The organism is Tenacibaculum sp. 1_MG-2023, from assembly GCF_030547425.1.
Classification (GTDB): domain Bacteria; phylum Bacteroidota; class Bacteroidia; order Flavobacteriales; family Flavobacteriaceae; genus Polaribacter.
Window position 1 is genome coordinate 188,967 of the sequence record NZ_JAUORH010000002.1, and the last position, 18,555, is coordinate 207,521.

Sequence of the window (18,555 nt, forward strand, 5' to 3'; positions counted from 1 at the left end):
AAATAATAAATTTTACAATTATGGAATCAACAACAAGCACATTATTAGAACAAGTAATTACACCATCTGAGTTATTAGCACATTGGCAAGGACACAGAGCTTTAACCCGAAGAACTATTGAAGTTTTTCCTGAAGATGCTTTTTTTAATTACTCTATAGGAGGTATGCGCACTTTTGCTGATATGGTTATGGAACTTTTAGGCATAGCTGGACCTGGCATTAAAGAAATTGCTACTGGAAAAATTCAAGAGTTAATTGAAGAAGTAGATTACGGTAACAAAAAAGAAAAAATTCTTGAACTTTGGGATAAAGCTACTGGTGAAATAAACACCTATTGGGTACAAATTAAACCAGAACAATTTCAGCAGAACATTAAAATATTTGGTCAATATGAGGGCACAGTTTGGTCTTCAATATTCTATTTTATTGATAATGAAATCCACCATCGAGGACAAGGGTATGTTTATTTACGCGCTTTAGGTATTGAACCTCCATTTTTTTATGAGCGTTAATCAAAATTCATTTAAAATGAAAACAGTTTTAGTATTTAAAACATCAATCACAAAAAGCAAGGAGATTAAAATTGTTCAACCCACATTAAACCGTTTGATTGCTAAAAACGATCGCTGGAATTTTGACCTAGAGGATTGCGATAATATTCTTCGAATCGAAACTCAAATCGTTAAAGCAAATGCTGTCTTAAAAGCATTACAACATCATGGTTTTTATTGTGAAGAACTTTTATAAATAATCGCTAGTGCCTTTTCAAAAAAGCTAGGTCTGTATAATGATAAAAACCTAATAAAGAACAATTGGTTTCTTTATTAGGTTTATTACCTTTTTTAAAATAATATTATTTATTCAATCACAAACGTTTCGTTTTGTATCCAGTTAGCTCTTAGCTTAAACTCTTTATCTAAATAAATGATTTGCTCTGGCTGTTTTCTTAATAAGAAATTTCCAGTATCCCACATACGGTTATTATTTTCATCAACTATTGCTCTAATGCTATATTCTTTAGGCTCTAATAGGGTAAATTCTATTTTTTTAGAAGAAGTGATGTATCGTTTTTCTACAACTTTATCTTGACTTAATAGTTCAATAATAACTGGAGATTCTGTTTCGTTTTTAATCTCTAATACAATACTTCCATAATCTTCTACTGTTCGTGTTGTAAATTTATAATCTAACGTATCGTTTGTAGTTTCAAAAACATCAGTTATTCCTTTAGGTAAGCCTTTAAAAATATACCCGTATTTAGGCTTCTTTTCAAACAACACTGCTAATTTGTTAATCGATTGTTTTTTTAACTCAAAAGGTACATCAACAGTATCTTTATCAATCAATGAAAACTTTGATTTATCAAAAGAAACAATTGGGTTGTTGGTTTGAATAAACATGGTATCTTTTAAATTCAAAACTCCACTCACACTTGATGACACGGATAAAGAATCTATTTTCTTTTTTCGTAAACGTACCGTTATAGTGTCTTTAAAATTCTGATTGTTTACTATAAAATTCAACGAATCTCTTTCTATAGGTGTATGCCAATAATTAAGTGTGTCTTTACCTTTTTCAAACTGAGTAAATGATTTGAAGTCTTCCGGAACTTCAGATAACAGTTCAATATTCATATCTTCCTGCCTCCCTTCAAATCCAAATTGGATTCTTCCTTTTGTTACCTCTTTTCCCCTCTTAAATTCATACGGTTGAACCTCTTTAAAAAAGCGAATAGGTTTGTTAATTATAGTATCTTGAGGCAACGTAATTGTATCTACTACAAAACCTATTTTATCTGTTCTACTGTTAAAAATATAATCGTTAGAAGGTTCTTTTAAAGCTAGCATTAAATATTTTCCTTCACGTAAATTACTAAACTCAAAATTTGTGGAATCTAACGTACTTGTTACATAATTTGGTTTTTGTTTAAAAATAATAGTGTCGTTGTATGTACTATCAAGTTTATATAGTAAAACACTTACTTCTTTCACCTCTTTTTTATCAAAAGCATCAGCTACAGCTCCTTTAATTTTTAAAGAATCGATATAATCTCCTGTTGAATACACATATTTAAAACTCTCTAATTTGTTGTTTTCATTATTGTCTTGTACTGCATTTCCAAAGTTAAAAGTATAGGTGGTATTTTGTTGTAGTGTATCTAATATTTTAATATTTATATACTTGCTTGGTGTTCCTTGAGGTGTAATTAATGGTGGATTTTTCATTGGAGGGGAAACTACCAACTGTTTTTGTAAGTCTTTTAAAACAATATATTCATCAAAATAAATACGAATGTTATCATCATCAAAATGAATAGTTTCATAAGGGGGATTTGCAGTAACCATTATTGGTGCAGTTTCATCTTTTGGACCTCCTTCTGGTCGTCCCTTACGTGCACAGCTACTTATTAAAAAAGCGAAAAGAGTTACTAAAATAAAGTGTTTATTTTTCACAAAATAATGGTTTAAAATCCATTTTCAAAAGTAGTAAATTAAGATGGAATGGTATCAGTCTTTTTGTGTATACGCCATTGTCGCTACACTTATAGTTATGTTTTGCGTTTTTAAAAGTTCGTCTGCACAAGCTTCTATGGTTGCTCCTGTAGTAATAACATCATCAATAAGCAAGACGTGTTTATTTTCAAAAAAAGTCGTATCAACAAGTTTAAACTTTGTTTTATTATTAGAAAATCGTTCAAATCGTTGTTTTAGAGTTTGTGTTTTAGTTTTAGAAGTTCTAATTAGAATATCTGATTTATACTCAATATTCAAAATATCGCTCAATCGTTCACCAAACATAGTTACTTGATTATACCCCCTCTTTGTAAACTTTTTTGAATGTAGTGGCACAGGAATAATGTAATCTACATCCACAAAAACATTTGATTTCTTTAATTTTTCCCCAAACCAGTCTGCCATAAATAGCCCTATTTCTGGTTGGTTTTTATATTTTAACTGATGAATAAGTTTTTGCGTTACTCCTTTCTTTCTATAAAAAAGAAAAGAACGTACAGCTTGTACTGGCACTTTTCCATAAAAATTTGACATTAATGTAACATTTGTGTGCTTATTATCGTCTATAATTGGTAAGTCGTTTTTACAAATAGTGCACAAGAATTTCTCATTTTGTAACAACATTATTTCACAATTTACACATAAATTGGGATAAAATAAATAGAATATCTCTTTTAAAAATCGCATCTTTACAGGCCTTTTTTTAACAGAAAGATACAAAAAACAACAGAAGTCATATTTTGAGTAAAAAGTTTAATTTTTTCAAAGAAGCCGTAAAAAACTATAAAACATCAGGTACAGTTGTGCCAAGTTCTAGATACTTGGCAAATAAGATGCTAAAAGAAATTGATTTTAAAACAGCAGAAGTTATTGTTGAGCTAGGCCCTGGAAATGGAGCTATAACACAATATATTTTAAAAAAACTTCAGCCCAATACCGTGTTAATCTGTTTTGAAATAAATGAGGCTTTTTATAATGAATTGAAAAAAATAAAGCATCAACAATTAATTGTTCTAAAAGCTTCTGCCGAAGATATTAAATTTGAAATAGAAAAGTTAGGATATTCAAAAGCAGACTATATAGTTTCTAGCTTACCTTTAACTATTATCCCAAAAGAAATATCACATTCTATCTTAACAAAAAGCCATAGTTTTTTAACTACCGCTGGACTGTTTATTCAATATCAATACAGCTTAACTTACTACAAAAAACTAAAAGAAGTTTTTGGTAATGCTATCTATTTGAGCTTCGAACCATTAAACTTCCCTCCTGCTTTTATTTATAAATGTGTTAAGAAATAAATAGTATATTAGCGCAGAGCGCACCCCTTCATTACAACCTTTAAAATGATGCTAGTCTCAAAAATAAAGAACAACAGTTTCATCGCATTTTTAATTTTACTAATACTTGTTATTGGTTTTTTATCTTATGAAAATGCCAAAGACTACTCTGAACTTAAAGCTGTTTTTGAGCTAGAAAAAAAAGAGCTAGAAAGTGAGCTAACAAACATAATTGAAGATTATGAAGAAGCTAGTTATAAGAAAAGTAAGTATTCTTTAAGGTTAAAAGATGAGCTGCATAAAGTAATTAAACTTAGAGAATCTGTTAAAAACTTAAAAAAAATAGACTATAAGTTTATCAGATATTATAGAAAAAGAACAGGAATACTTATTGAAGAAAACGAAAAACTTTTCACTCAAATAAATCGTCTTAATACAATTAACAATGAATTAATTTCAAAAAATGATAGTGTTAAAGAAGCTTTATTAGTAAAGGAAAAACAAAATGCAAAACTTGCTAACTTAAATCGTTTCTTAAGCAAGGAAAAACATGACCTAAAGAAAAAAATAGCTACTGCTGAAATAATTGAAATCTCTACTATAAAGGCAGAAGCCATGAAAAAGAAAAGAAATGGAAAATTCACCTCAACAAATAGGTCTAACAAAGTAAATGCCTTTAAAATAGAATTTGATTTACTAGAAAACAAAGTAGTATCCTCTGGCCCTAAAGAAGTTTATATTCAAGTAATAGACACTAACAAAAAGGTTATTGCTCCTTATAAAAAAGTAAGTTTGCAAAACAATAAAAAAATATGGTGTAGTGATGTTTTAATTGCTGAGTATAACAATGAACAACTATCTATGATTTCTTTTGTGAATATAAATAGTAAAATTAACGCAGGAATATACCATATAAATACATTTGTTAACGGTATTCAAGCTGGTAATAAATCCCTAGCATTAAAGTAACCCCTTAAAATTAATTAATAACTTAATACAATCAATCCCCCTTAACCATGAATCAACAAAAAACCAAAAATGTTTTAATTTTAGTACTAATTATCTTATCTCTTTTCCTGTTTTATTACTCATTTCAAAAATCAAATGAAAATAAAAATCTTCAAAATATTTTCTTAGAAGAAAAAGCCGAATTACAGCAAGATCTCGATGAAATGATTAAAGACTATACTGATGTTGTTGTTGGTAAAAAACGTTTAGCTGATAGATTAGAAGTAGAGTTAATAAAAATGAAAAGTTTAAGAGACTCAATAAAAGACTTAAAATCTGACAACTTTGGACTTATAAGAAAATACCGAAGTAGAATTGCAAGTTTAGAGCGTGAAAACAAAAAGCTTTTCATACAAATAGATTCTTTAAATAGTGCTAATGACGCTTTAACACAAGAAAATGTTATAGCTAACGAAATTTTGCAGCAAAAAGATAGTGTAAATGAGACTTTGACAGAAAAAAACAAAGAGTTAGAAGCTAAAGTTGCTATTGGCGGAGTTATTAAAACAAGTCCTGTAAAAGCAGTTGCGATGAAAGAACGTAGTAGTGGAAAGCTAACATCTACAAGTAGATCTAGCAGAACTGATGCGTTTAGAATTAATTTCGACTTGTTAGAAAACCCAATAACTACAGCTGGCGAAAAACGTGTATACATTCAAATTATTGATGAAAATAAAAATGTAGTTGCTCCTAAAGGAAAAACTGACTTAAAAAATGGGCAAAAAGTTCAATATACAGACTCTCTAGAGGTTAACTATAGTAACAACCGTTTAAGTCTTGTGTCTTTAGTCTTGGTAAATAGAGATAATATTAAAAAAGGAAAATATGTAATTAGTGCTTTTGTTGACGGTGTTTACTCTGGAAATGCTACTATAAAACTGAGATAAACAACACTAATACATATTAAATGTGAATAAAAAGTGAAGAGTTTAATTAATTCTTCACTTTTTTCTTTTTCCATAGCCATAGTTTAAATCCTTATTTTATTTTTGCAACATGGCAAAACAAGAAGATCAATTTAAAAAAGTATTATCGCACGCAAAAGAATACGGTTATGTGTTCCAATCGTCTGAAATTTATGATGGTTTAAGCGCTGTGTATGATTATGCTCAAAACGGAGTAGAATTAAAGAAAAACATTCGTGATTATTGGTGGAAAGCAATGGTGCAAATGCACGAAAACATTGTGGGCATTGATGCTTCAATACTCATGCACCCAACTACTTGGAAAGCCTCAGGCCATGTTGATGCTTTCAACGATCCTTTAATTGATAACAAAGACTCTAAAAAACGTTATAGAGCTGATGTTTTAGTTGAAGATTTTAGAGAAAAAATCAATGAAAAAATTCAAAAAGATATAACCAAAGCAAAAAAGCGTTTTGGTGAAGCTTTTAATGAAGATGAATTTAGAAGTACAAATCCAAATGTTTTAAGACGTCAAAAACAAATTGACGAGATAACAGTTGAACTAACTAGAGTTCAAGAAGAAAACGATTTAGAAGGGTTTAGAAATTTAATTATAGACTTAGGTATTACATGTCCTGTTTCTGGTTCTAAAAACTGGACAGAGGTTAAGCAATTTAACTTAATGTTTGGAACCCAATTGGGAGCTTCAGCAGATAGTTCAACACAAGTATATTTACGTCCTGAAACAGCACAAGGTATTTTTGTAAACTTTTTAAACGTACAAAAAACTGGGCGTATGAAAATTCCTTTTGGAATTGCACAAACTGGTAAAGCTTTTCGTAATGAGATAGTTGCGCGCCAATTTATATTTAGACAACGAGAGTTTGAGCAAATGGAAATGCAATTTTTTGTAAAACCAGGTACTCAAAAGGAATGGTATGAAAAGTGGAAAGAAACCCGTTTAAAATGGCATATGTCTTTAGGACTAGGAGAAGAAAACTACCGTTTCCACGATCATGATAAATTAGCTCACTATGCTGATGCAGCTGCTGATATTGAATTTAAGTTTCCTTTTGGGTTTAAAGAATTAGAAGGGATTCATTCTCGTACTGATTTCGATTTAAGTCAGCATGAAAAGTTTTCTGGTAAAAAACTACAATACTTCGATCACGAAGATAACACCAGCTATGTACCTTATGTAGTTGAAACATCAATTGGTTTAGACAGAATGTTCTTAGCCGTTTTTTCTAACTCTTTACAAGAAGAAGAGCTAGAAAATGGTTCAACAAGAACCGTTTTAAAATTACCTGCAGTTTTAGCACCTACCAAAGCGGCTATTTTACCGTTGGTTAAAAAAGATGGTTTACCAGAGGTTGCTCGTAAAATTGTTGACGATTTAAAATGGGACTTTAATGTTGTTTATGATGAAAAAGATGCTGTTGGAAGAAGATATCGTCGTCAAGATGCTGTTGGTACACCTTTCTGTATTACGGTAGATCATGATACTTTAGAAGACAACACTGTTACCATTCGCCATAGAGATACTATGGAGCAAAAACGAGTTAAAATAGAAGATTTAAGCAACATTATTAAACAAGAGGTAGATGTACGTTCTTGGTTACAAAAAATGGAAGCATAAATCTTAAAACGACAAAATAAAGCAAGAATCCTAAACGTAACTGTTTAGGGTTTTTATTTTTGCAATAGTAAATAACTTTACATACAAATCTTAATATCAAGTAAGAGTTTTAACTAACCGATAAAATAGAAAACAGATGAAAACTGTACTTAAAATATTATTCATCATCTTTTTACTTTGGATGATAGCCGGTGCTTATCTTTTAAACACAGAGCACCCTAAATCACAAGTAGTAATGGGCCTAGGTGTTTTATACATGTCATTTATATTAATGCCTTTATTTATTTACTATAGGTATAAAGATGGTAAGTACAAAAAGTATGTTATCAACTCTGATAAGGACAAAAAAAAAGCTAAAGATTAATCTTCAGCTTTTTTACTTTATTTTGCTCACTACTGTAAAGTAGGTGAGTAATTTGTTGGATAGTCATCTGGCTTTGCTAAACCGTCTTTACCTTCTGTAAAGTTAGATCCATATGCTGCATCAATAGCAGCTAACATTTTATTAGCCATTAACGCATATCCTCTAGCTGTTAAATGAATTCCATCTAAACCAATTAAACCACCAGTAATTAAGCTTGTATTCATATTGTACCTTCCAAACTCTAAACCACTAGTAGAAGCTTCTTGTAAAATCGCGTTAAAATCTACAAAAGCGTATCCTTTCGCCTCAGCAACTGTTTTAATAGTCTCATTATACGCGTCAGTCGCTGTTTTAATTTCTACTTGTTCTTCCGGAGTTAATACCCACTTATCTTCTAAAGGTAATGTTACTCCTTCAGCTGAAAACTGACCTGCTAAAGTAGCTGGTAACAACCCGCCACTTTGAGCTATTAAATCTGCTGCCGCTGCATTGTTAACTTTTCCTATGACAGCACTACTTGGCAATACTAATAAGTCATTTTCTGTTGCCGATCTAGCTTTCCCATATTGTTTTCCTAATAATTGAGCTACCAATGGAGCTGCTGCTGCTGGTAACCCTAGAGATTCAACAAAAGGAACAAAAGTTGGACTCGTACTTAAATTGGTTGTTATTGCATTTGTTAAATCAGTTGCTTTTTCGTCTTCTACCACTACTGGACTAGCTCCTGTTTCAGAAAAAACAATCGCTCTCTCCGGTTCACCAGCACCTACATAAATTTGGTTAATTGCTCCATACACTGTATTTAACAAAGGTATTTGAGCCCCAAACTCTGCATTAGATGGATCTAATGGTGCATATGGTACGGTAGTAAAATGTGGTAAGCTTGTAATGTAAGGTAAGTTTGCTACTACTCCTTTAGCTCCTGTAGCTTCTAAAGCACTAATTATACCGTTAAAAACATTATTAAAAACTAATGGATTTGTTATATCATTTGCTCCATAAGTACTTGGATCTAAATTTCCTGTAGGATTAGTGTCTGTGGGAGATTGATTAACACCTGTACCTCCTGATACAGCATAACCTAACACATCATTCCCTCCAATTTCAGACAACGTAAAAAACGTAGGTGCTTTTGCAACTGCATCTCCTATAACAGTTGCTGCTGCTGGATTTGTTGTCATTCTTCCAAAATACGGATTTAGCATCCCGTATCCTGCAAATGTTAAGTGAAAGCTTTTAGCTCCTGGTAATCCTATATTATTAAAACCAGTTGCAGTTGCAATAGATGTAGCTGCATTTGTTGTTGGTGTTTCATCTAAACGTGCTGGTCCTGAGCCATTAAAATAAAATCTTGGCTCTTGTATTATATTTCCTCCTAATACTAGTCCTCCTATGTTATCATTCATTAATGGTTGTACAAATTCTCCTCCTCCAACTAAAGCAAATTTACTTGCTAAAGTATTCGGAAAAGAATACTGTTGCCCTGCTTTAAACAAAGCCCCGTCAGTAAAACCGGCAGTAAAAGATGCTCCTATTGAAACATAATTAGAAAAGTCTGCACTTCCAGCCTGAAGTGCTACACTATTTTCTGCTTCGCCTTTAATTTCTGTTAGTGTATTGTCTACATCACAGGCAGTAAAGCCTAAAAATAATGCAGACAAAAAAGTATATTTAATTGTATTTTTCATTGTTTCTTTTTTAGTTGTTGATAGTCCAAGAAATATAGTACTGAGAACCTACAGCTCCCACTCCAGGTGCACTTAAATATTCTTTTCCTGTTAAATTAGACCCTCCTACTTTAAACACTGATTTAATTGAAGGTACTGAATAATTAACTTGAGCATCAAGAACAGTTCTTTCTTCTACAGTTCCTTCTAAGAAGGTAGACTGCCAGTAAAACTCATCTTGCCAACGAGCACTAATATTGAACCCAAAGTTTTCAAACAAGTTAGGGTGTCCAAACTGCATTTTAACTTTGTGCTCAGGTGTATTAAACCCAGCTTCAAAATCAGGATCAGCAGCTTGATCAAAATCAAACTTAGACCATGTATAATTTAATCCAACATCAAATCCATTAAATATCTTTGTGTTTAACCCTAAACCTAGCCCATAAGAATCTACATCAACTGTTGAATTCGTTTTTACACTAAATGTTCTTACTAAGTCTCTATTAGTTAAGTTATTCACAGTTACTGGTGTATTTGGATCTACCAATACAACCACATCTTTGTTAGAAATAAAATCAGAGTACATGTTATAGTATGTACTAAAATCAATAGATAGTTTATTTTCTCCTAATGGAACAGCTGCACGATACCCAACTTCAAAAGACTTTACTTTTTCTGGCTCTACAAGGTCTGTTGTTGCTAATGTAGGGTTCCCGTTTGCTATAGAATTAGCAGAATACCCTCTATCAAACACATCTTGACCTGTTAAAACAAAGCTTCCTGTTGTTGTCTCTGCATTAGCTGAAAAACGTCCAATATTATCTGGAGCTGTTCCTAAGATAAATCCTGCCCCTGTTGCTAAACCAATGTATTGATCTTGCGTAGTTGGATTACGGAAACCTGTTTGAAAAGAAGCTCTAAAATTATGATTCTTGTTCTCTCCTGCTGCATAGGCTAGTGAAATTCTTGGTGTAACGTTTCCGTCAAAATTATCTGATTTGTCATAACGTAAAGATCCTGTAAACTTTAAACGATCATCCATCATTTTCTTTTGAATCTGAGTGTACATTCCATACTCTCCATATTTAATAGGCCCATCACTATCGGTATAAATAGTTCCAAAAGAATTAAGCTTGTACTGTCTGTAAGAACCTCCTACTTGAACTTCTGCCCAATCAATATAATCACGTAAATTCAAGTTTGCATCTGCATGGTAGTAACTAGTATTGTCTCTAAACTTAGATCCTGTCATTAAATCTGGGTCAGCAGTTACTTCATTAAACAATCTTGTAAACTCTGCTGAACCAGGCTCTGGTCTTCCAGTATCAGCTACTTGTCTAGCGATTGCATGAGAACCATGCATTAGGTAAGCTCCTGCATATTCCTGAAACCAAACACTGTTAGGTTTCCATTTACCATTCATATTTATTGCAGCAAAACGAGTATCGTAAGAGTCTCCTGCGTCTTCGCCTGCATAATATCCTCTAACAAAGAAATTTTTACCTCTAACCTCTAATTTATGTTGTTCCATAAAAAAGTTAGCTAAATTATAACGGTTTTGTCCTTGATAAATCGTGTTACCAGTACCGTATTTAGAGTTCCAAATAATTTCAACACGATCATTTCCTAATGGGCGATAATGTATAGCTCCATTAAATTTTACACTTTTAGCTTCGTTAGACATTAAGTCTACTTCTCTATACCCTGTTCTACTAACCTTTCCTACAGCTCCACCTAAATCAACCGATACTTCATCTCCATATACATTAGCTCCATCATAATTTGGGTCATCAGCATGACTCATACCTGGAATATAGCTCCCACCAATACCTGTTGTATTTCTATAATCAGTTGCATGCCACTCTTCACCCTTTAAATATGAAAAACTAGCTTTAACAGCAAAATAATCATCAAAAGCATGTGCCATTTTAATCGTAGTATCATAATAACCATTATCTCCTGCTGCTTCTTGGCTTGTTAAGCCCGCTTTTAAACCAACACTAATACCCTGCTCATTAAAAGGATTCTCACTACGCATTAACATAATACCATTAAATGCATTGGCTCCATATAAAGCAGAAGCTGCTCCTGGTAAAATCTCAACACTTTTCACATCTACTTCAGAAATACCTAAAAGGTTTCCAATTGCGAAGTTTAATGCAGGTGAAGCATTATCCATCCCATCCACTAACTGAACAAAACGCTCATTCCCAAAAGTCGCAAAACCACGTGTATTAACTGTTTTAAAAGTTAAACCCCCTGAGTTCACATCAACTCCTTTTAAGTTTTCTAACCCATCATAATATGAAGCTGAAGCTGTATTTTTAATCGCTCTAGAGTCAAAACGTTCAATTGTTACAGGTGATTCCATAACACGTTCTGGGGTTCTTGAAGCTGATACAACTACTTCATCTAAAGATGTTGCATTTTCCGTTAAGCTAACCTCAACGACTTGGTTGTTTTTTGTTATTTCAACTTTCTTTGTTTGATACCCTAAAGAAGAAATTTCAATGGTAAACGGTGGGATATCTGTTACCGTCATTGTAAACTTACCATCAAAATCAGTGGATGTTCCTACTGCTTTTCTCGAAACTTTAATGTTTGCTCCTGGTAATGGCCCTCCAAGGGAAGCATCATTAACCGTACCTGTAAAGGTAGTTTGAGCAACCATCATTGCTGTACCAAATAGCACAAATGCAACAAGTAATAGCTTTTTCATCATAATATAAAATAATTTGTTAACTGTAGTGCAAAATACAATTTTTTTTCATTTGCGAAATATTTACCCTCTTTTTTTATAATTATAGTAATTATAAAGACAAAAACTTACCAAAAACTAATTTTAGATTTTATTTATTAATTTATTATTTATCATCTTATACAAATTGTATTTTTGCCTAAACTTATTAGTAGTCTTGGAAATTATACATTCTATTTTTGACTTTACTCCTTCTCAAAAAACAATGGTGACCATTGGTACTTTTGATGGAGTTCATATTGGGCATCAAAAAATTATTGAGAAACTAGTTAGTGATACAAAGGCTAACAATAAAAAGTCGGTGTTACTAACATTTTTTCCTCATCCAAGAATGGTACTACAAAAAGATGTTTCTATCAAATTAATTAATACCATTGATGAAAGGGCACAACACCTTGAAAAGTTAGGATTAGATTATTTAATTATCCATCCTTTTAGTAGAGAATTCTCAAGACTTACTGCTTTAGATTTTGTCCGTGACATTTTAGTAAATCAACTAAACATTTCTAAACTTATTATTGGCTACGATCATCATTTTGGAAAAAATAGAGAAGGTAATATTGAGCAATTAACAGAGTATTCTCACTTATATGATTTTACAGTTGAAGAAATTCCTGCTCAAGATATTGATGAAGTATCCGTTAGCTCTACAAAAATTAGAAAAGCACTTGCTAATGGACATTTAAAAACTGCTAATAATTATTTAGGATATAACTTTTCTCTTACTGGAAAAGTTGTAAACGGAAAACAGTTAGGCGGAAAAATAGGGTTTCCTACAGCAAACATTGACATACGTGAAGATTACAAATTAATTCCTAAAACAGGTGTTTATATAGTAAAATCTATTATTGATAATACTGCTACTTATGGAATGATGAATATTGGTAATCGACCAACGGTTGATGGTAAACACCAAACAATTGAAGTACATTATTTCAACTTTAACCAAAACCTGTATGGTAAAGAGTTAACTATTGAACTAATTTACTACTTAAGAGATGAACAAAAATTCGATTCTGTTTCTGGCTTAATTTCTCAATTAAAAAAAGACCAGCAAAATTCAATGCTCTTTTTAAAAAGTTACGCCAAACCCTAACCTTAAAATTATACTTAAAGCCCCCGGTTTCAAATATCTTTAGAATTAGTATTATTGACGTAACTGCACACAAAGTTATTTTTTTTAAAACCTATATAATGACAAGTATGTCATTATATAATTCATATGTTTTTAAGACTTTGTATCAAAAAAAGAATGATGCTGTCAAAAAAGGAGGTAACCTTAAAAAAGGTAGCCCTGTGTGTAAAAACTTTAAGAGAAGAGTATCATATTACTTCAAGTGAGTTTTATATTGATACTGGAATACATTTAGCAAGAATAGAACAAGGAAAAACAAATGTCACTATTACTACTCTTCAGAAAATATGTGATTATTTCAACATTACGTTATCAGACTTCTTTATGATGCTTGAAGAAATTTAGTATACAAAACACATTGCTTAAGTCTATAGCTTCTTTTATCTTTGCTTTTCTTAAAAAATTAAAAAGATGTTACAGGTTCAGTTTATTAGAGAAAACAAACAAACTGTTTTAGACGGATTGGCAAAACGTAATTTTGCTAATGCAGAAACAATTATTGAAGAAGTATTAACTGCTGATGAAACGCGTAGAACTACACAAGTTTCTTTAGATACTGTTTTAGCTGAATCGAACAAAATATCCAAAGAAATTGGAGGTCTTTTTAAGTCTGGAAAAGCTGAAGAAGCAAACCAACTTAAAGCAAAAACAGGTGAGTTAAAAGAACAATCTAAACAATTAACAGAAGAATTAAATTCTGCTTCAGACAAATTGAACGAGTTATTGTATCAAATACCTAATGTTCCTCATCCTTCAGTTAAAGCAGGAAAAAACGAAGAGGATAACGAAGAGGTTTTCAATGAAGGTATTATTCCTGATTTAGGAGAAAAAGCATTACCTCATTGGGAATTAGCGAAGAAGTATGATATTATTGATTTTGATTTAGGGGCAAAAATTTCGGGTGCTGGTTTTCCTGTATACAAAGGTAAAGGAGCTCGTTTACAACGTGCTTTAATCAACTATTTTTTAGATAAAAACACCGCTGCTGGATATAACGAAGTACAGGTTCCTCATTTAGTAAATGAAGCTTCTGGTTTTGGTACTGGACAATTACCTGACAAAGAAGGACAAATGTACCATGTAACTGGTGATGATTTATATTTAATTCCAACAGCTGAAGTCCCTATAACCAATATGTTTAGAGGTAATTTGGTAAAAGAAGCTGATTTACCAATTACTGTAACGGGGTATACACCTTGCTTTCGTCGTGAAGCGGGTAGTTACGGAGCACATGTTCGTGGATTAAATCGTTTACACCAATTTGATAAGGTTGAAATTGTTCGTGTTGAACATCCTGATAATTCATACAATGCTTTAAACGGAATGGTAGATCACATTAAAGAAATTTTACGTGAATTAAAATTACCGTATCGTATTTTACGTTTGTGTGGTGGAGACACTGGTTTTACTTCTGCCTTAACATTCGATTTTGAATTGTATTCTACAGCGCAAGAACGTTGGCTAGAAATTAGTTCTGCTTCAAATTTTGAAACGTTTCAAGCAAATCGTTTAAAGTTACGTTTTAAGAATAAAGAAGGTAAAAGTCAATTAGTACATACACTAAATGGAAGTTCATTAGCCTTACCTCGTGTATTAGCTGGTATTTTAGAAAACTACCAAACTGAGAATGGAATTAAAATTCCTGAAGTATTAGTTCCTTACTGTGGTTTTGATATGATTGATTAATCAACCTTCAATATAAAAAATGAAAAAACCCCAAGCCTCAATTACGACGCTTGGGATTTTTAATTAATCAATCCCCATTGAAAAAAATATGTTTAGTTGGCAACTACTGCTACCATTAATCTCTTGTATTTATTCATTTCTAACAAAGCTTCAAAATATTGAGGTATTTGACCTTTTCTCATAAACTCATTTGCATTCTGCTTTGCTATTTCATATTGTGTCGTAAAATTTCTCATAGTTTACACTGTTTAGTTGTTTTTGTAATAAGACAAAGTTCGTGCCAAAATGTTACACTACTATTTAAAAAAGCATCTCTTTTAATAGTATTTTAACAATTTTGTTCTGTATTTTTGGTAGATGAAACCGCTATTAGCGGAATTAAGCATAAAGTACAACACTTAAACCTATCCAAAAATGAAGAAAATCATTATTCTATTTAATTTACTGGTTTTAAGCTTGTTTTGTCACGCACAACAAAATGAGTTTATTATTGCTGAAAATTATTTTAGAAGTAATGAGTATGAAAAAGCAATTCAATTATACAAAAGGTTATACGATCAAAGCCCGTATAACACAACCTATTTAAAAAAACTAATTACCTGCTATCAAGAAACAGAACAATTTACTGCTGCTGAAAATTTACTCACTCAAAAACTAAAAGAAAAACCTAACTTATCTTATCTATATGTAATTCTTGGTCATAATTTTGAACGCCAAGAAAAAATTGAAGAAGCTAATAACTGCTACCAAAAAGCAATTGAATCCATCAACAAGAAAGCAAATTACGGTTCTTTAATAGCTGGATTGTTTAAAAACTATAGCAAATTGGATTTGGCCATTGAAGCTTTTAATAAAATAATGGAAGTTAATCCAAAAGCTAACTATGGATTTCAATTAGCACAGATTTATGGTGAAAAAGGAAATTTTGAACAAATGTTCAAATCGTATATTGATTTGGTTGATAAAAACGAAGGCTACCTCAACAATGTTAAACGCTATGCAGGTAAATATTTAACAGATGATAGTGAAGATCAAAGCAATATTTTATTTAAAAAAGCACTATTACGAAAGTCTATCAGTAATCCCAAAGATATTTGGAACGACTTACTTTCTTGGTTATTTATCAGGCAAAAACAATATAACAAAGCACTCATTCAAAACAAAGCGTTGCTTGCTAGGGATCCTGATAATTTAGGTAAAATTAATGATTTAGGTAAAATAGCTCTTGAAAACAAAGATTATGAAACTGCTAAAGAATGTTTTGATCTTATTATTGAAAAAACTAATTACCCTAGAGACAAGTTTAAAGCAATAAACAACAACTTAAAAATAGCGATTGATACAAAACAACCTGATGTAGATGAACGTTTTAATTCTATCTTCAAAGAGTATGGAATTAATTCTAAAACTCTTTTTACACAGGTGGAATACGCCAATTACTTAACTTTTACAAAGAACAATCCAAAAGAAGCATCTGCTATTTTAAAAAATGCATTAAACTTTACCAATTCAAAGTTTATAAAAGCTACTATAAAACTTAAACTTGGTGATGTTTTTGTTTATATGGGTAAGTTTAACAAGGGGTTAATTTACTTTTCTCAAGTTCAAACACTCTTCAAAAATCATTATATAGGTCAAGAAGCACGTTTTAAAGTAGCACAAGCATCTTATTTTAAAAATGACTTTACTTGGGCAAAAGCTCAGTTAAAAATTTTAAAAGGATCTGCGACACAACTCATTGCTAACGATGCTGCTGATTTGTTTTTAACAATTTCGGATAACGAGCCTAAAGATAGTATTGGTACAGGTTTAAAAGAATATGCTAAGGCTGATTTATTCGCTTATCAAAATAAAAACGATGAAGCAATTGCTATTTTAAGTACTATAATTGTTAATTATGGAGGACAGTCTATTGAAGATGAAGCGTTATTTAAACAAGCTCAATTATTTGTTGAAAAAAAACAATATGACGAAGCTATTGTAAACTATAGTAAAATAATAGCCTTAGATAAGAAAGGAATTTATATTGACGATGTATATTATAATATGGCTGAATTATACAACAGTGAATTAAATAACCTAGAAAAGGCTAAAGAATACTATCAAAAGATTATTTTTGACCACCCATCGAGTATCTATTTAGTAGACGCTCGAAAAAAGTTTAGAAAATTAAGAGGAGACGATATTTAATAAGTCAATTTGAAAGTTTGAAGATGCTTTTATTACTTCATTTTTAAAATTAAAAACTATGTACATATACAACGTAACAATAAATATAGACGAAAGTATACATGCCGAATGGTTAGCTTGGATTGAGAATCATATCCCAGAAGTATTAGCAACAGGGCACTTTTTAAGCGCTAAAATGACACAAGTGTTGGTTGAGGAAGAAATGGGAGGCATTACCTACTCTATTCAATATACCGCGAAAACACGTGAAAATTTAGATAACTATTATAAATATAGCGCAGACAAACTACGTAATGACGGATTAAAAAAGTTTGCTGATAAAATGCTTGCTTTTCGAACTGAATTAAAAATAGTAAATGAATTTTATCCTACAGTGAATAGTAACTAAAGATGCAAGAAAAAATCTATCAAAAGAAAAAACTACTTATAATAGTAGGCATACTCATAGCAACTTTAGGTGGAGTCATGGGGTATTGCACTTATGAAAATAATCCTTGGGAAACCATTAGTGGAGTAATTAGTGGGATAGGTTTTGGACTAACATTTATAGCGTTAACAATAAAATCGCCAACCAAATAGATACAATAAAATGACCGTAAGAGCTAAAAAACATTTAGGACAGCATTTTTTAAACGATGAAAACATTGCAAAAAAAATAGCTGATACTTTAACTGAAAACGGATACAATAATGTATTAGAAATTGGTCCTGGAATGGGGGTTTTAACAAAGTATTTATTAGAAAAAAAAACTAAGGTTACCGTAATGGAACTAGATTCTGAGTCGGTTACCTATTTACAAGAAACCTTTCCTGTTGAGCACATAAAACTTAATACTTCAAAAGAAAAGTTTACCATTATTGAAGGTGATTTTTTAAAAAAGAACTTTGCTGAAATATTTAACAAACAACAAGTAGCTATCATAGGGAATTTCCCTTACAATATATCTTCTCAAATTGTTTTTAAGGCAATTGAAAATCGTGAATTTGTTCCTGAATTTTCAGGAATGTTTCAAAAGGAAGTTGCCCAACGAATTGCCGAAAAAGAAGGCAGCAAAACCTACGGAATACTCTCAGTATTAACACAAGCTTTTTACGATGCTGAATACTTGTTTACTGTCCCTCCTTCAGTCTTTAATCCGCCTCCAAAAGTAGATTCTGGGGTTATTAGACTTACCAGAAAAGAGAACTACACACTTCCTGTTGATGAAAAGTTATTCTTTAGGGTAGTAAAAACTGCTTTCAATCAACGAAGAAAAATGTTGCGCTCAAGTTTAAAATCTTTTAATCTTTCGGATACCTTAAAAGAAGACCCTATATTTGCGATGCGTCCCGAACAATTATCGGTGCAAAAATTCATTGAGTTGACACAAAAAATAGCTCAAATCATATAGTTAAGAGCTTATTTTAAATA

The 18,555-nt window shown here is 31.5% G+C and carries 19 protein-coding genes; 14 read left to right on the plus strand and 5 right to left on the minus strand.

The genetic code is table 11. The features are described 5' to 3' along the window. Nucleotides 1-20: 20 nt before the first annotated feature. Complete coding sequence (locus Q4517_RS02600) at nt 21-512, plus strand: DinB family protein (protein WP_303505899.1); 492 nt, start codon at nt 21-23, stop codon at nt 510-512. Nucleotides 513-528: 16 nt separating this feature from the next. Continuing rightward, nucleotides 529-747 (plus strand): hypothetical protein, encoded by a 219-nt coding sequence (locus Q4517_RS02605; protein WP_303505901.1) that lies wholly within the window; start codon nt 529-531, stop codon nt 745-747. 110 nt (nt 748-857) lie between these two features. Here the strand turns inward: Q4517_RS02605 and Q4517_RS02610 are convergent, their stop codons facing one another. Together Q4517_RS02610 and Q4517_RS02615 are read right to left on the minus strand one after the other, a co-directional pair. Then, the gene (locus tag Q4517_RS02610) at nt 858-2,453 is read right to left on the minus strand and encodes an Ig-like domain-containing protein (protein WP_303505903.1); all 1,596 of its coding nucleotides are present in this window, start codon (nt 2,451-2,453) and stop codon (nt 858-860) included. Nucleotides 2,454-2,507: 54 nt separating this feature from the next. Next, complete coding sequence (locus Q4517_RS02615) at nt 2,508-3,047, minus strand: ComF family protein (RefSeq protein WP_303505906.1); 540 nt, start codon at nt 3,045-3,047, stop codon at nt 2,508-2,510. Between the two features lie 206 nt (nt 3,048-3,253). Between Q4517_RS02615 and Q4517_RS02620 the strand changes: the two genes are divergently transcribed. The 5 genes from Q4517_RS02620 to Q4517_RS02640 all read left to right on the plus strand — a co-directional run bounded on the left by Q4517_RS02620 (nt 3,254) and on the right by Q4517_RS02640 (nt 7,709). After that, on the plus strand, nt 3,254-3,814 hold the full coding sequence (locus tag Q4517_RS02620) for a class I SAM-dependent methyltransferase (RefSeq protein ID WP_115899512.1): 561 nt from the start codon (nt 3,254-3,256) through the stop codon (nt 3,812-3,814). 45 nt (nt 3,815-3,859) lie between these two features. Continuing rightward, nucleotides 3,860-4,762 (plus strand): hypothetical protein, encoded by a 903-nt coding sequence (locus Q4517_RS02625; protein ID WP_303505912.1) that lies wholly within the window; start codon nt 3,860-3,862, stop codon nt 4,760-4,762. Nucleotides 4,763-4,809: 47 nt separating this feature from the next. Further along, complete coding sequence (locus Q4517_RS02630) at nt 4,810-5,688, plus strand: hypothetical protein (RefSeq protein WP_303505914.1); 879 nt, start codon at nt 4,810-4,812, stop codon at nt 5,686-5,688. Between the two features lie 109 nt (nt 5,689-5,797). Next, nucleotides 5,798-7,345, plus strand: coding sequence for a glycine--tRNA ligase (locus tag Q4517_RS02635; protein WP_303505916.1), 1,548 nt, complete (start codon nt 5,798-5,800; stop codon nt 7,343-7,345). A 136-nt stretch (nt 7,346-7,481) separates the two neighbouring features. Further along, entirely contained in the window at nt 7,482-7,709 is a 228-nt protein-coding gene (locus Q4517_RS02640) for a hypothetical protein (protein WP_303505918.1), read from the plus strand. A gap of 29 nt (nt 7,710-7,738) precedes the next feature. Here the strand turns inward: Q4517_RS02640 and Q4517_RS02645 are convergent, their stop codons facing one another. Then, nucleotides 7,739-9,397 (minus strand): G-D-S-L family lipolytic protein, encoded by a 1,659-nt coding sequence (locus Q4517_RS02645; RefSeq protein ID WP_303505920.1) that lies wholly within the window; start codon nt 9,395-9,397, stop codon nt 7,739-7,741. Nucleotides 9,398-9,407: 10 nt separating this feature from the next. Further along, nucleotides 9,408-12,098: a TonB-dependent receptor gene (locus Q4517_RS02650; RefSeq protein ID WP_303505922.1), complete on the minus strand. Its 2,691-nt coding sequence runs from the start codon at nt 12,096-12,098 to the stop codon at nt 9,408-9,410. A 193-nt stretch (nt 12,099-12,291) separates the two neighbouring features. Between Q4517_RS02650 and Q4517_RS02655 the strand changes: the two genes are divergently transcribed. The 3 genes from Q4517_RS02655 to serS all read left to right on the plus strand — a co-directional run bounded on the left by Q4517_RS02655 (nt 12,292) and on the right by serS (nt 14,955). Then, complete coding sequence (locus Q4517_RS02655) at nt 12,292-13,230, plus strand: bifunctional riboflavin kinase/FAD synthetase (RefSeq protein ID WP_303505924.1); 939 nt, start codon at nt 12,292-12,294, stop codon at nt 13,228-13,230. A gap of 156 nt (nt 13,231-13,386) precedes the next feature. Continuing rightward, nucleotides 13,387-13,614 (plus strand): helix-turn-helix domain-containing protein, encoded by a 228-nt coding sequence (locus Q4517_RS02660; protein WP_303505926.1) that lies wholly within the window; start codon nt 13,387-13,389, stop codon nt 13,612-13,614. 66 nt (nt 13,615-13,680) lie between these two features. Next, nucleotides 13,681-14,955 (plus strand): serine--tRNA ligase, encoded by a 1,275-nt coding sequence (gene serS, locus Q4517_RS02665; RefSeq protein ID WP_303505928.1) that lies wholly within the window; start codon nt 13,681-13,683, stop codon nt 14,953-14,955. A gap of 92 nt (nt 14,956-15,047) precedes the next feature. Here the strand turns inward: serS and Q4517_RS02670 are convergent, their stop codons facing one another. Further along, nucleotides 15,048-15,191, minus strand: a complete 144-nt coding sequence (locus Q4517_RS02670; protein WP_164506679.1) for a hypothetical protein — start codon at nt 15,189-15,191, stop codon at nt 15,048-15,050. A gap of 178 nt (nt 15,192-15,369) precedes the next feature. Between Q4517_RS02670 and Q4517_RS02675 the strand changes: the two genes are divergently transcribed. The 4 genes from Q4517_RS02675 to rsmA are packed head-to-tail and all read left to right on the plus strand — an operon-like array spanning nt 15,370 to nt 18,535. Further along, nucleotides 15,370-17,145 carry a tetratricopeptide repeat protein gene (locus Q4517_RS02675; RefSeq protein ID WP_303505931.1) on the plus strand — a complete coding sequence of 592 codons (1,776 nt, stop codon included), beginning with the start codon at nt 15,370-15,372 and terminating at the stop codon, nt 17,143-17,145. Nucleotides 17,146-17,203: 58 nt separating this feature from the next. Next, nucleotides 17,204-17,533 carry a DUF4286 family protein gene (locus Q4517_RS02680; RefSeq protein WP_303505932.1) on the plus strand — a complete coding sequence of 110 codons (330 nt, stop codon included), beginning with the start codon at nt 17,204-17,206 and terminating at the stop codon, nt 17,531-17,533. Nucleotides 17,534-17,535: 2 nt separating this feature from the next. Beyond that, the gene (locus Q4517_RS02685; RefSeq protein WP_303505934.1) at nt 17,536-17,724 is read left to right on the plus strand and encodes a hypothetical protein; all 189 of its coding nucleotides are present in this window, start codon (nt 17,536-17,538) and stop codon (nt 17,722-17,724) included. A 10-nt stretch (nt 17,725-17,734) separates the two neighbouring features. Beyond that, entirely contained in the window at nt 17,735-18,535 is an 801-nt protein-coding gene (gene rsmA, locus Q4517_RS02690) for a 16S rRNA (adenine(1518)-N(6)/adenine(1519)-N(6))-dimethyltransferase RsmA (RefSeq protein ID WP_303505936.1), read from the plus strand. Nucleotides 18,536-18,555 lie beyond the last annotated feature (20 nt).